Here is a 13,666-nt window from a genome sequence, read left to right on the forward strand (position 1 = left end):
GTCGAAGTGGCGACCGACAGTCGATTCTACGGGATGAGCGCACAAAGCTGTGCGACGGCGGTGGCGTACCCGTGCACGCCCTCGCCGATGACGCGGACGGTCGCGACATCATGCAGATAGGAGAAGCGGCGGAACTCCTCACGCGCGTTCACATCCGAGATATGGATCTCGGCGAATGGGAGCGACACCCCGGTGAGGGCGTCGCGCAGCGCGACGGATGTGTGCGTCAGTCCGCCAGGGTTGATGACGATGCCGGCGCAGTCCTCGCGGGCTGCGTGGATCTCATCGATGAGCACACCCTCGTGATTGCTCTGGATGCTGCGCACCGAGAAGCCGGCTTCGGCCGAAGCATCCGCCGTGATCTTCTCCACGTCGGCGAGGGTCGAGGTGCCGTACACCGCCGGATCGCGGATGCCGAGCAGATTCAGGTTCGGACCGTTCACGAGCAGGAGACGGCGTGGGGCGCTCATTTCACTCCCCCGCTCGTGGCGAGGTCGTTTACGAGGGAGCGCTCCATGACGATTTCGGCGCCGATGGGGCCGGTGAACGTCTGGCCGGTCTCGACGAACCCGACGCGTCGGTAGGCCGCCTGCGCGCGGGAGTTGTCCGCGTGCACATCGAGAGAGAGACGCGTATCGCCGAGTGAGGTCGCCCAGTCTGCGGCGGCGTGGAACAGCTCGTCGACGATGCCGTTGCCGCGGTGCTCGGGACGGATGAAGACGCCGACGACATCACCGCGAGGTGCGTCCACGACGTGTCCCTGATGGTCTGTCGCCCCGGCAGCCCAGCGCAGCACCGTCAGAGTGCCGATCCACTCGCCATCCTCCTCGGCGACGAACTGCGCCACAGCGTCGCCTTTTGCGCCGCCAGCGGCCCGATCCTGCCAGAAGGCATCGTCGTGCGCGGCCTCAACTTCATAGGGATGCAGGAAGGCGATGGGAGCGGCAGGATCGCGCACAGCGTCCAGGCGCAGGGCCCGAACCCGCTGCCATTCGTCAGCCTTGATTCGCCGGATCTCTGCGCTCACGCTCCCACCTCCTGATAGGCGGCGAACATCAGCGATTCGTCCGGTGCCTGCAGGACGGTGGGCTTGGCGATGTCGTCGAGCAGGATGAAGCGCAGCATCCCCCCGCGTGCCTTCTTATCGCGCTGCATCGTCGATAGGAGCTGCGGCCACGCACCCGCGCGATAGGTGGTCGGAAGGCCCAGCGATTCGAGGACCGAGCGATGCCTGTCGACCGCCGAGTCCGACAGACGGCCGGCCAGGCGCGAGAGTTCGGCCGCGTACATCATCCCTATCGAGATCGCCGCGCCGTGCCGCCACTGATAGCGCTCGGCGTGTTCGATAGCGTGGCCCAGCGTGTGTCCGTAGTTCAGGATCTCGCGCTGACCCGCTTCCCGGAAGTCCTCGGAGACCACTGCCGCTTTCATCTCGACCGCAAGCTCCACGGTGCGTCGGAACTCCTGCGTGGAGGTGTCGACCACGCGAGACGGGTCGGCCTCGATGAGGTCGAGAATCTCCGGCGCCCAGATGAAGCCCGCCTTCACGACCTCGGCGTAGCCGGCGGTGGCCTCGTTCGCGCTGAGACTACCCAGTTCATCGAGATCTCCGATGACCGCCTGCGGCGCCCAGAAAGCGCCCACCAGGTTCTTTCCCTCAGCGGTGTTGACCCCCGTCTTTCCGCCCACGGAAGCATCGACGAGCCCCAGCACAGTGGTCGGCACCTGGACGAGCTGGACGCCGCGCAGCCAGGTTGCCGCGACGAATCCGGCGAGGTCCGTGACCGCCCCGCCGCCGTAGCCGACCACAGCATCGGTGCGCGTGAAGTCGGACTGTCCCATGACCTGCCAGCAGAACGCGGCGACCTCGATGCGCTTGCCCTGCTCGGCGTCGGGGATCTCAGCGAGGATCACCTCGCGCCCGGTGTTGACCGGGTCGGCGAGAAGCCGCTCGCGCAGCTCGGCCGCACGAAGTGCCAGCGTCGGCGGGTGCACGACGAGTACCTTGCGGACGGCGGGGTCCAAAGCGCTCGAGACCTGGTCGAGGATGTCCCGACCGATGGTGATGTCGTAGGACGTCTGTCCTGTGACGCTGATCGTGGTGGTGCTCATGCCTGCTCTCTCCTCCAAGCCGCGATCTCTTCGGCGATGCGCTTCATCGGCCGATGAGAAGTATCGAAGGTCGCATCCGCAACCTCGTCGTACCAGCCACGGCGCTGTTCGTAGATCTGCTTCCAACGGGTGAGCGCATCGTCGCTGCCGGCCAGCATGGGGCGTCCTGCTCCGCCGATGCGGTGGCTGACCGCATCCGCGGCGACGGTCAGAAAGACGACAGGATGCTGGAGCAGCATCTCACGCGTGTGCGCGTCGGCCACCGCGCCCCCGCCCAGCGAGATCACACCGCCCGCGTCCAGCGCCTCGGCGACTGCTACGCGTTCCAGCGATCTGAATCGATCTTCACCGTGCTCGGCGAAGATCGCCGGAATCGGACCGTGCTCGGCGACGATGCGCTTGTCCGTGTCGATGAAGCCGACCTCGAGAATCTTCGCGACTCGACGGCCGACGCTGGTCTTGCCGGCCCCCATCGGGCCGACGAGCACGAGCGTCAGCGGATCAGGACTGCTCATCGTGCGCGATCAGTGCCGTTTCCGATGCCGGGGCGGTGCGCAGCTCGGCCGGGATCGCCTCGAGGTACCCCTCGAGGTTTCGCCGGGTCTCACGAACGCTGTCGCCACCGAACTTCTCCAGCACGGCACGTGCCAGCTCGACCGCGACCATCGCCTCGGCGACGACGCCCGCAGCAGGGACCGCGCACACGTCGGAACGCTGGTGATGGGCGCTGGCTGCCTCGCCGGTGGCCGTATCGATCGTGCGCAGGGAATGCGGGACCGTTGCGATCGGCTTCATACCGGCGCGCACGCGCAGGACGGTGCCCGTGGACATCCCGCCCTCGGTGCCGCCGGCACGATCGGATGCGCGAGTGATCCCGGCATCCGCGGCGAAAAGTTCGTCATGTGCGGCCGAGCCTCGCCTGCGCGTGGTCTCGAACCCATCGCCGACCTCGACGCCCTTGATCGCCTGGATGCTCATGAGCGCCTGAGCGAGACGAGCGTCCAGACGACGATCCCAGTGCACGTGCGATCCGAGCCCCGGCGGAAGACCATAAGCGAGCACCTCGACGATGCCGCCCAGGGTGTCGCCGGCCTTGCGAGCGTCGTCGACCTCGTCGACCATGCGCTCGGAGGTCTCTGCATCGAAGCACCGCAGCGGATCGGCATCGAGCGCGTCCACGTCATCGGGTGTCGGAAGCGCGGCTCCCTCCGGAACACGAACCGGACCGATCGAGAGTGTGTGGCTGACCAGACGGATGCCGAGCTCGCCGAGGAATGACCGGGCGACAGCGCCCAATGCGACGCGTGCGGCAGTCTCTCGTGCGCTGGCACGCTCGAGGATGGGGCGGGCCTCGTCGAAGTCGTACTTCTGCATGCCCACGAGATCGGCGTGTCCGGGGCGGGGCCGGGTCAGCGGCGCAGAACGCCCCCGGGACTTGTCGGTGATCTCCACGGGCTCGGGGTTCATGACTTCGATCCACTTGGGCCACTCGGTGTTGCCGATGCGGAGCGCAATCGGGCTGCCGAGCGTCTTGCCGTGGCGGACACCACCCGAGATCGAGAGCGCGTCCTGTTCGAACTTCATCCGCGACCCGCGACCGTAGCCGAGTTTGCGGCGGGCGAGATCGGCCTGAATGGCCTCGGAGGAGATCGGAACGCCGGAGGGCAGGCCTTCCATGACGGCGATGAGTTCGGGGCCGTGCGATTCGCCGGCCGTGAGCACGCGGAGCATTGCTCCAGTCTCCCATGACATCAGGGCTGCATCCGCCCGTGTGTCAGCACGTGCGATGGCAGTGCTGTTCAGACCGCGGCGCGCATCGCCGCAATCACACGGTCCTCATCGGGCAACAGGGTGAGCGGGTCGCCGGTGAGGAAGATCCGGATCTGACGCACGGCCTGATGCAGCAGCATCCCGAACCCGGAAATCACCGGCGAGCCGCCCCAGCCAGCGGCCAGAGCCGATGGCCACGGCGCGTATGCCGCATCGAACAGGACACCGCCGGTTGCCGCGAACGATTCTGTGACGGGCGCATCGAGCACGGTGCCGCTGGGAAGCGTCGCGATCGTGAGATCCGCCGGCTCTGTCGCCCCTGCGAAGCTGTCGATCGTCACGTGGAGACCGAGCCTCTCCCCCAGCGCCATGAGCTCGATGGCGCGCTCCGGACGGCGTGCACGGATATCGACGCGCGCAGCGCCGATCTCGCTCACGGCGACCAGGGCGGATGCCGCGGTCGCCCCTGCCCCGAGAATGCGAACCCGGTGCGCTGCGGCGATCCCGCCCTCGGCAAGGGCATCGACGATACCGCCGACATCCGTGTTGAAGCCGGCCGGCTTCGCGCCCAGAAGCAGCGTGTTGGCCGCGCCCGTGAGGGTCGCATGACGGTCGTGCGAGGCCGAGGCCGCGAATCCCTGCTCTTTCAGCGGCATGGTGAGCGAGAGGCCGCGCCAGTTGCCGTCGAGCGAGGCCAATGCCCCAGTGAAACCTGCGGCGTCCACCTGTCGACGCCCGTACTCCCAGTCGAGCCCGAGCACGCGATACGCGGCGACATGCAGCGCCGGAGACTTGCTGTGCGCGATGGGATCGCCCCAGACCTCGAAGCGGTTCCCCGCGTCTCGCGTCAGCATCCTTGATCGGGGTTCGCCCGGCACCATTCCTGCCACGTCTTGATCGCCGCCTGATGTTCCTCGTAGGTCGTGGAGAAGACCGTTTCACCGGTCTGCGGGTTGGTCGTCACGAAATACAGCCACGGGCCATCGGCGGGATGCATCGCTGCCTCGATCGCGGCGTCACTGGGATTGGCGATGGGCCCCTGGGGCAGACCGTCGATGACGTAGGTATTCCACGGGTTGTCATCGAACTGCGCCTCATCGGACGTGCTGACCACGCCGGCGTGAAGTTCACCGAAGCCGTACTGCGCTGTCGAGTCCATCTGCAGCTTCATTCCGTCATCGAGTCGGTTCTGAATGACACGGGAGACCTTGGCGAAGTCATCCGTGCGGCCCTCGCGCTGGATGATGGACGCGATCGTCAGGATGCGCTGCTCATCGGCGGCAGGAACAGCCGCTGCCGACAATGATTCGCGCGTACGGTCGACCATGCGTGCGATGACCTGCGTAGCCGTGGCCTCCGGATCGAATGTGTAGATCGCCGGGAACAGCCAGCCCTCGAGATCCGGGGCATCCACGCCGTACGCTGCAGGATCGGCCACAGCCGCCTGCAGATCTTCGAGGGGAATTCCCACGCTCTCAGTGATGAGCGGCAGCGAGGACTCGATCGTCCCGCCTTCGGGAATGCTGACCGTGTTCTCGGACTTGCTCGCAGGATCCTGGAGCGCCTCGAGTGCGGCCGATGCCGTCATCTTCTGCTGCAGCTTGTAGACGCCCGGGTAGAAGGTGACCGCGACGTTCTCGTTCACCAGATAGTCGTAGAAGACTCGATCGGTCTTGGTGACGCCCGCCTCGTACAGAGCCGTCGACACCGGAGTCCCGGTGTCTCCCTCACGAATCGTCACGAGCGCTTCACCCGTTGCCATCCCGGGATCCCAGTCCGCAGGCTCGCCCCAGCCCATGACACTGTTGATCTGGTCACCGTAGACGTTCATCACCCAGAATCCGGCGCCCACAATGCCGCCGATGATCGCCAGAACAACGATCAGCGCGACCACGCACCCGCTACGGCGCTTCTTCCTGCCGCGGCGGCCGTGCCCGCCCTGGTCGTCATGATCCGTCGCGAAGAGGTCATCGAGTGTCGCGGTCGCCGGCTTCGCCGGGGTCTGCTGAGGCGCCTGCTGCGAAACCTGCTGCGGTGCGGAATCCGACGCGAGTGGTGCGGAGGTCACTGCGGGCGCATCCTGAGCGTCCGGCGGCGCCGTAGGCTCGCTGACTCGCGCGGGCGTGGCATCTGCGACCGGACCGCTGGTGTCGGACTGCTCGGCTTCACGGCGCGCGCGGCGAGATCCGGGCGCCGGGGGCGTCGATGACGGAGCCGGGGATTGATGCGTCGGCTCCGGCAGATTCGCGAACAGGTCGTCGGACAGGCTCTGCCGCCCCTGCTCCTGGTTGTCGCGTTCGGGCATGTTCAGATGGGCTCCTCGGCTCTCGGAACCACGGAGCCGGCCGGGCTGCCGGTGCTCTTCTCCGTGTCGATCGCATGCTGCAGGAGAACCACGGCAGCGACCTGATCGACAATGCTACGAGAGTTTCGCTGATTTCGCCCGGAGGATCTCAAGGCCGCGTGCGCGGAGACCGTACTGAGTCGTTCGTCCATCATCCGCACCGGGATCCCGGTGAGCTGCTGCAGGGCCGCAGCGAACTCCCTGGCATCCGCGGTGGAGGGCGTGTCGGTCCCCTGCATGTTCACCGGGAGTCCGACGACGAACTCCAGCGGTGCGTATTCTTCTGCGAGCTCCGCGATCCGTGCCAGTGACGCATCCGAGCGCGGAACAGTCTCGACTGGAACGGCGAGCATGCCATCCGGATCGCATCGTGAAATGCCGACACGCGCTTTGCCTACGTCGACACCGAGTCGAACGCCGCGACGGAACCCGCTCACGCGCCGCGAAGTGCTTTCGTGACGGCTTCGAGCGCTGCAGGCAGCGCCGCAGCATCCGTACCGCCACCCTGCGCGACGTCGTCACGACCACCTCCGCCTCCACCGAGGACACCGGCCGCGGTTTTGGCGAGCACACCGGCCTTGGCACCGGCGGCGCGGGCGGCATCATTGGTGGCGACCACGACAACGGGGCGTCCTGCGGCGATGGCACCGAGTGCGACGACGGCGGGCTCGGAGCCGAGCCGCTCGCGCACGCTCAGGGCCAGACCGCGAACGTCATCGCCGGAAGCGACCTCACCCACAGAGACTGCGGCCACCCGGAGCTCGCCGATGCGCTCGGCGGACTCGGCGATCGCGGGGACACGTCCTTCCCGTTCCTTCGCCTCGAACTGCGCGATGCGCTTCTCCGCCGCCTTCAGATTCGCAGCGATCTCCGCGATGCGCTCGGGGAGCTGCTCGCGGGGAGTCTTCAACGAAGACGTCAGCTGAGACACGATCGCGCGCTCCGCCGCCAGTTCGCGGAAGGCGTTCTGACCGACGAGAGCTTCGATACGCCGGTTGGATGCGCCGACCGAAGATTCGCCGACGACGCTGACCAGACCGATCTCAGCGCTGGTTGCCACATGCGTGCCACCGCACAGCTCGCGCGACCACGGACCGCCGATGTCGACCATCCGCACCACATCGCCGTACTTCTCGCCGAACAGCGCCATGGCTCCGGCTTCCTTCGCCTCATCGAGCGACATGATGCGCGTGGTCACCTCGAGGGCATCCTGAACTGCACGGTTCGTGATCTCTTCGACCTCGGTGCGGGTGTCCGTCGACAACGGCTGCGCCCAGGAGAAGTCGAACCGCATGTAGCCCGCGCGGTTCAGCGACCCGGTCTGCGTCGCTCCGGAGCCGAGGGTGTCACGCAATGCGGCGTGCACGAGGTGGGTCGCGGAGTGCGCCTGACGTGCAGCTCGGCGGTTCGCGGCATCCACGACCGTCGTTGCACGGTCATCGACCGCGACGCTTCCGCTGATGACCTGCACGGTGTGGCTGATGAGCCCGGGAACAGGCTTCTGAACGTCGAGGACTTCGAGTTCGAATCCGGCGCCGACGATCATCCCCTTGTCGGCGACCTGTCCGCCGGACTCCGCATACAGCGTGGTCTCGGGGAGGATTATCTCGGCGACGTCGCCCTCGGATGCTGTCGTGACGGGGTGTCCGTCGACGAGGATGCCGAGCACGCGTGACTCGGTTTGCAGGTCTGTGTAGCCGGTGAAGGATGTCTCGCCGAGCGCGCGGAGATCGCGGTACACCGTTACATCGGCCATCTGGCGGCGCCGGCTCTTCGCGTCGGCCTTGGCACGAGTGCGCTGCTCGGTCATCAGCTCATCGAACGCGCTGCGGTCGACGCTGAGGCCCTGCTCCTCTGCGATCTCGAGCGTGAGATCGATCGGGAAACCGTACGTGTCGTGCAGCAGGAAGGCTTCCGGGCCGGCGAGTGTCTGCTTGCCGGATTTCTTCGTGTCGCTCAGGGCGAGGTCGAGGATCGTCGATCCCTGAGCCAGGGTGCGCAGGAACGTCTCTTCTTCGGCGATGGCCAGACCCGACAGTCGGTCCCACTCGGTTTCGAGTACGGGGTACGAAGCCTTCATCGCGTCGCGAGAGGTGGCGAACAGCTCGGGGAAAGTCGGAGCATCCACGCCCAGCAGGCGCATCGAGCGCACGGTGCGGCGCATGAGGCGACGCAGGATGTAGCCGCGCCCGTCATTGGCGGGCTTCACGCCGTCCGAGAGCAGCATGAGCGAGGAGCGCACGTGGTCGGCGATCACGCGGAACCGGACGTCGTCCTCGTGCGAGACGCCGTACTTGCGACCGGAGATCTCGATCGCGCGATCGAGAACAGGACGCACCTGGTCGGTCTCGTACATGTTCTCGACGCCCTGCTTGAACATGGCGACGCGCTCGAGGCCCATGCCGGTGTCGATGTTCTTCTTCGGGAGGGGACCGGCGATGTCGAAATCCGTCTTCGTGCGCACATCGGAGAGCATCTCCTGCATGAAGACGAGGTTCCAGATCTCCGTGAATCGATTGTCATCGACGATCGGGCCGCCGTCGCGTCCGTACGCAGGTCCGCGATCGATGTAGATCTCCGAGCACGGGCCGCCGGGGCCCGGCTGACCGGTGTGCCAGTAGTTGTCTTCCTTGCCCATGCGCTGGATGCGCTCGATGGGGAGGCCGGCGATCTTCTGCCAGAGGGCTGCTGCTTCGTCATCCGTCTCGTAGACGGTGACCCAGATGTCCTTCTCGTCGAAGCCGAGACCGCCATCCGCCTCGGACGACGTCAGCAGCTCCCAGGCGTAGCTGATCGCGCCCTCTTTGAAGTAGTCACCGAAGGACCAGTTGCCGAGCATCTGGAAGAACGTGCCGTGACGGGCCGTCTTGCCGACCTCTTCGATGTCATTGGTGCGGATGCACTTCTGGAGGTCGGTCGCACGCGAAAACGGCGCAGGCAGCAGACCCGTCAGATAGGGCACGAATGGCACCATTCCGGCGATGTTGAACATGACCGTCGGGTCGTCGCTCACGAGCGACGCCGATGGCACGACCGTGTGGCCGTTCTTCTCGAAGTAGGAGAGATAGCGCTGCGCGATGTCCGTGGTTTTCATAGGGATACTGCTGTCCTTGTGTGAGACGGACGGATGCTGCGCCAAACGCAGCCTCCGGGGCGGATGATCAATGCTCGCGGGGTTCGACGAGCCGGGCTTCCTGGTCGCGGTACGCGTCGCCGAGGATCGCCGTGAAACCGGTGATGCGCGCGTCGACCTCAGAGAGAAGATCGTGCCCGCGCGGGTCTTTGTTCATGAAGTGAGCGGCGACGAAGCCGCCGATCACGCCGATCAGGAACCACAGAAAAGTCTTCATGTCGCCATCCTTGCGATTGGGCCGCAGGGCGCGGCTTATCCATCGTATGCGGAAACAGCAGAAGGCGCCGGGATCTCCCCCGACGCCTTCTGTTCTAACGCTGTATCAGCGAGCCGCGTAGTACTCGACGACGAGCTGCACTTCACAGGTCACGGGGACCTCGGCGCGCTTCGGACGACGAACCAGACGGGCCTGCAGCTTGTCGAGCTCGACCTCAAGGTACGCAGGAACGGGAGGAAGCACCTCGGCGTGACCGCCGGCTGCTGCCACCTGGAAGGGCTCGGTGCCCTCGCTCTTGGGCTTGACGTGGATGAGCTGACCCGGCTTCACGCGGAAGGACGGGCGGTCGACGAGCTGGCCGTCGACCATGATGTGACGGTGCACGACCATCTGGCGGGCCTGTGCGGTGGTGCGGGCGAAGCCCGAACGCACGACAAGCGCGTCAAGACGCATCTCGAGCAGCTCGACCAGGTTCTCACCGGTCAGACCGTCGACACGACGTGCCTCGTTGAACGCAATGCGCAGCTGCTTCTCGCGGATGCCGTACTGCTCGCGCAGACGCTGCTTCTCACGCAGACGAACCGCGTAGTCGCTGTCGGCCTTGCGCTTGGTGCGGCCGTGCTCGCCCGGAGCGTAGGGACGCTTCTCGAGGTAGCGGGCGGCCTTCGGGGTGAGTGCCACGCCGAGGGCGCGGGACAGGCGGACCTTGCGGCGGTCCTGGGACTTCGTAACCACGAAGTATTCCTTCCGATGACGTGGACGTGTCTTTCACGCCTCACGGACGTATCTCCAACGCTCTGCCTTCTGCACGCACGCCGGGGCGCGAAGAAAGTGGGGTGTGAACGAAGAGATGCCCGAAAACTCTGTTTCGAGCCGCTCAAGTCTAACAGACCACCCGTGAGTCGATCCCTGAGCCTGTCGAACCGGTCCCTGAGCCTGTCGAAGGGTCAGCGCCCGTCGAGAATGCGCCGGATTCGCTCGAGCCGTGCGGAGACGTCGCGCTCGGCGCCCAGGTTCTTCGGCTGGTAGTAGCGCCGGCCCTGCAACTCGTCCGGAAGGTACTGCTGCGTCACGATGCCGTGCTCATTGTCATGCGGGAACAGATAGCCCTTGCCATGTCCGAGGCGCTTCGCGCCCGGATAGTGCGCATCGCGCAGATGCGCGGGAACACGACCGATCTTTCCTGCGCGCACGTCGGCGATCGCCGCATCGATGCCGGCGTATGCGGCATTGGATTTGGCGGTCGTTGCCAGGTAGACGGTCGCCTCCGCGAGCGGGATGCGGCCCTCCGGCATTCCGATGAAGGCGACGGCGTCTGCGGCGGCGGCGGCGATCACCAGGCCTTGCGGGTCTGCGAGGCCGATATCTTCGGATGCCGAGATCACCAGGCGCCGCGCGATGAATCGCGGGTCCTCCCCCGCCTCGATCATTCGGGCGAGGTAGTGCAGCGCAGCATCCGGATCGGAACCGCGGATGGACTTGATGAACGCGCTGATCACGTCGTAGTGCTCGTCGCCCTGGCGGTCGTAGCGCAGCAGCGCACGGTCGACGGCTTGCGCGACGTCATCAGCGGTGACCGTTGGCTTCACGGCGGCAGCTGAATCAGCGTTCGACATCGCCACAGCCGCCGCGGCATCCAAGCCCGTCAGGGCCCGTCGCGCATCACCGGAGGCGAGCCGCACCAGTGCGCCGCGCGCGGCATCTTCGACTTCGACCGCACCGTTCAATCCGCGTGCGTCGGAGACCGCGCGGTCGACCAGCAGGGCGATGTCATCGTCGGTGAGCGGCTGCAGCGTCAGCAGGAGCGAGCGTGAGAGCAACGGTGAGATGACCGAGAACGAGGGGTTCTCCGTCGTTGCTGCGATGAGGATGACCCAGCCGTTCTCGACGCCGGGAAGCAGCGCGTCTTGCTGAGCCTTGGTGAACCGGTGTATCTCATCGAGGAACAGGATCGTCGTCTGCCCGTACAGGTCACGCTGCGTTAGCGCCTCCTGCATCACCTCGCGGACATCCTTCACCCCGGCCGTGATCGCCGACAGCTCGACGAAACGCCGCCCGGAGGACCGGGCGATGGCCTGAGCCAGAGTCGTCTTACCGGTGCCGGGCGGTCCCCAGAGGATGATCGACACGGCACCGGGGGATGCGGCATCCGGATCGGCCAGCGCCACGATCGGGGAACCCGCGCGCAGCAGGTGCTGCTGACCGGCCACCTCGTCGAGGGATATCGGTCGCATGCGCACGGCAAGGGGCGTCTGTCCCGAGAGCAGTGGCGCGGAGGTCATCTCACCAGGCTAATGTGCGCCGCCGACAACGCTCACAGGTAGGCTCGCGGGTGGTGCAGACAGCGTGCACCCGAGGAAGGAAGATGATGGCCGGTCGTGGATCGAAGAACGCCCCCCGCTCGAAGGCGTCCGCCGAGCGATCGCGACTCTATGCGGCTCGTACTTCGTGGCATGAGGCGCAGATCAGCCGCCGAGCACGCGACAACACGATCGCCGGCATCGTCGGCGGCCTCATCATCGTCGGCGCGATCGTCAGTCAGTCCGTGCACGCCGCCGTCGTCACACCGGAGCCGGAGCCGACAGCAGCGTCCACGCCCGCCGTCCTGGAGAACCCGTTCGCGGATCTGTTCTCGCCCGCGGCCTCCGCCGACTAGGCTGAACGAAGTCCTTTCCACCCTCACGCGGGCAGACCGCGCAAGGAGCACATCGTGTCCGCAGACGAGACCTCAAAGCCGACTCCACCCGTCCCCGCCCCGCCGCGCATCCCCATGCCGCCGCGCGCGACCTCACCTGTCGCAGCGCCGGCTGCCCCGGCATCCCCGGTCGCATCCGCGGACTCCGCCACCTGGGGCCGCGTGACCGATGACGGCACCGTCGAGGTGCGGGAGGGCGATGACTGGCGTGTCGTTGGCCAGTTCCCCGACGGCACCCCCGATGAGGCGCTCGCGTATTACGTGCGCAAGTTCGATGACCTTGCGTTCAAGGTGCATACGCTCGAGCAGCGACACCAGAGCGGTGGCGCATCGGCAAGCGACCTGACCGGCCAGGCCGGCAAACTCGTCACGGAGATCACCGGGGCGGCTGCCGTCGGCGATCTCGCCTCCCTCCAGACGCGTCTGTCCACGCTGACCGATGCTCTCGCGGAGGCACGCGATGCGGAGGCGAAGGCAGCCAAGGAGCAGGTCGACCAGGCAATCGCTGACCGCACGGTCCTCGTCGAAAGCATCGAGGCCATCGCCGCGCGCGACCTCAGCAAGGTGCAGTGGAAGCAGGTCACCGAAGAGGTGAACACACTCTTCGAAACGTGGCAGTCGCAGCAGCAGAACGGGCCCCGCCTGCCGAAGGGGATCTCTCAGCAGCTGTGGAAGCGGTTCCGTGATGCACGCTCCGTCGTGGACAAGAGCCGTCGTTCGTTCTACGCCGACCTCGACGAGACGCACAAGGCTGCTCGCGACCGCAAGAACACGCTGATCGAGCGGGCCGAGGCCCTCGCCCCGAAGGGCGTGGACGGAATCCCCGCCTACCGCAACCTTCTCGAGGACTGGAAGGCTTCCGGCCGTGCCGGACGCAAGGCCGATGACGCACTGTGGGCGCGGTTCAAGACGGCTGGCGATGCTCTGTACGCGGCGCGTGCCGAGCAGTCCGCCGCAGAAGAAGCCGAGTCGGCTCCGAAGATCGAAGCGCGCAAGGCACTTCTCGAAGACGCGAAGGCGGTCGCCGATGAGTCGAACATCAAACAGGCCCGTGCGCTGCTGACGAAGATCCAGCGACAGTGGGACGAGGTCGGACGCATCTTCCCCCGCGAGCAGGAACGCGCCCTAGATGACAAGCTGCGCGTGATCGAGCAGGGACTGAAGTCTCGTGAGGAAGTCGACTGGAAGCGCAACAACCCCGAAACCAAGGCTCGCGCGAACGACATGAGCCAGCAGCTCCTCGATGCGATCGAGAAGCTCGAGAACGAGCTCGCAGCCGCCGAGAAGTCCGGTGACAAGAAGTCCATCGAACAGGCGGCGGAGGCTCTCCAGGCTCGGCGCGCTTGGCTCGACGCTCTCGGCAACTGAGGGTTATCCACAGCCGCCCCGAGGCGG

At 66.4% G+C, this 13,666-nt stretch carries 14 protein-coding genes; 2 read left to right on the forward strand and 12 right to left on the reverse strand.

Annotated features, from left to right (window positions below):
• Positions 1 to 26 precede the first annotated feature (26 nt).
• The 12 genes from ACTIAO_RS07590 to ACTIAO_RS07645 all read right to left on the reverse strand — a co-directional run bounded on the left by ACTIAO_RS07590 (position 27) and on the right by ACTIAO_RS07645 (position 11,858).
• Complete coding sequence (locus ACTIAO_RS07590) at positions 27 to 470, reverse strand: type II 3-dehydroquinate dehydratase (RefSeq protein WP_441905677.1); 444 nt, start codon at positions 468 to 470, stop codon at positions 27 to 29.
• Complete coding sequence (locus ACTIAO_RS07595) at positions 467 to 1,027, reverse strand: GNAT family N-acetyltransferase (RefSeq protein WP_441905678.1); 561 nt, start codon at positions 1,025 to 1,027, stop codon at positions 467 to 469. Before ACTIAO_RS07595 ends, ACTIAO_RS07590 begins: the two co-directional genes overlap by 4 nt.
• Positions 1,024 to 2,112, reverse strand: coding sequence for a 3-dehydroquinate synthase (aroB, locus tag ACTIAO_RS07600; protein WP_441905679.1), 1,089 nt, complete (start codon positions 2,110 to 2,112; stop codon positions 1,024 to 1,026). The genes ACTIAO_RS07595 and aroB overlap by 4 nt, the downstream gene beginning before the upstream one ends.
• A complete protein-coding gene (locus ACTIAO_RS07605) occupies positions 2,109 to 2,627 on the reverse strand; it encodes a shikimate kinase (protein WP_441905680.1) in 519 nt (172 codons plus the stop codon). Before ACTIAO_RS07605 ends, aroB begins: the two co-directional genes overlap by 4 nt.
• Positions 2,614 to 3,843, reverse strand: a complete 1,230-nt coding sequence (gene aroC / locus ACTIAO_RS07610; RefSeq protein ID WP_441905681.1) for a chorismate synthase — start codon at positions 3,841 to 3,843, stop codon at positions 2,614 to 2,616. Before aroC ends, ACTIAO_RS07605 begins: the two co-directional genes overlap by 14 nt.
• Before the next feature lie 68 nt (positions 3,844 to 3,911).
• Positions 3,912 to 4,736, reverse strand: coding sequence for a shikimate dehydrogenase family protein (locus ACTIAO_RS07615; RefSeq protein ID WP_441905682.1), 825 nt, complete (start codon positions 4,734 to 4,736; stop codon positions 3,912 to 3,914).
• Positions 4,730 to 6,187: an endolytic transglycosylase MltG gene (gene mltG, locus ACTIAO_RS07620; RefSeq protein WP_441905683.1), complete on the reverse strand. Its 1,458-nt coding sequence runs from the start codon at positions 6,185 to 6,187 to the stop codon at positions 4,730 to 4,732. Before mltG ends, ACTIAO_RS07615 begins: the two co-directional genes overlap by 7 nt.
• A gap of 2 nt (positions 6,188 to 6,189) precedes the next feature.
• Entirely contained in the window at positions 6,190 to 6,663 is a 474-nt protein-coding gene (ruvX, locus tag ACTIAO_RS07625) for a Holliday junction resolvase RuvX (protein WP_441905684.1), read from the reverse strand.
• Complete coding sequence (gene alaS, locus ACTIAO_RS07630) at positions 6,660 to 9,320, reverse strand: alanine--tRNA ligase (protein ID WP_441905685.1); 2,661 nt, start codon at positions 9,318 to 9,320, stop codon at positions 6,660 to 6,662. Before alaS ends, ruvX begins: the two co-directional genes overlap by 4 nt.
• Positions 9,321 to 9,387: 67 nt before the next feature.
• The gene (locus ACTIAO_RS07635; RefSeq protein ID WP_441905686.1) at positions 9,388 to 9,576 is read right to left on the reverse strand and encodes a hypothetical protein; all 189 of its coding nucleotides are present in this window, start codon (positions 9,574 to 9,576) and stop codon (positions 9,388 to 9,390) included.
• 105 nt (positions 9,577 to 9,681) lie between these two features.
• Positions 9,682 to 10,311, reverse strand: coding sequence for a 30S ribosomal protein S4 (gene rpsD, locus ACTIAO_RS07640; RefSeq protein WP_441905687.1), 630 nt, complete (start codon positions 10,309 to 10,311; stop codon positions 9,682 to 9,684).
• A gap of 212 nt (positions 10,312 to 10,523) precedes the next feature.
• A complete protein-coding gene (locus ACTIAO_RS07645) occupies positions 10,524 to 11,858 on the reverse strand; it encodes a replication-associated recombination protein A (RefSeq protein WP_441905688.1) in 1,335 nt (444 codons plus the stop codon).
• 83 nt (positions 11,859 to 11,941) lie between these two features.
• Here ACTIAO_RS07645 and ACTIAO_RS07650 point away from each other — a divergent pair, with 83 nt between their 5' ends.
• Positions 11,942 to 12,232, forward strand: coding sequence for a hypothetical protein (locus ACTIAO_RS07650; RefSeq protein WP_441905689.1), 291 nt, complete (start codon positions 11,942 to 11,944; stop codon positions 12,230 to 12,232).
• Positions 12,233 to 12,286: 54 nt separating this feature from the next.
• Positions 12,287 to 13,639: a DUF349 domain-containing protein gene (locus tag ACTIAO_RS07655; RefSeq protein ID WP_441905690.1), complete on the forward strand. Its 1,353-nt coding sequence runs from the start codon at positions 12,287 to 12,289 to the stop codon at positions 13,637 to 13,639.
• Positions 13,640 to 13,666: the final 27 nt, after the last annotated feature.

The organism is Microbacterium sp., from assembly GCF_052099035.1.
Classification (GTDB): Bacteria; Actinomycetota; Actinomycetes; order Actinomycetales; family Microbacteriaceae; genus Microbacterium.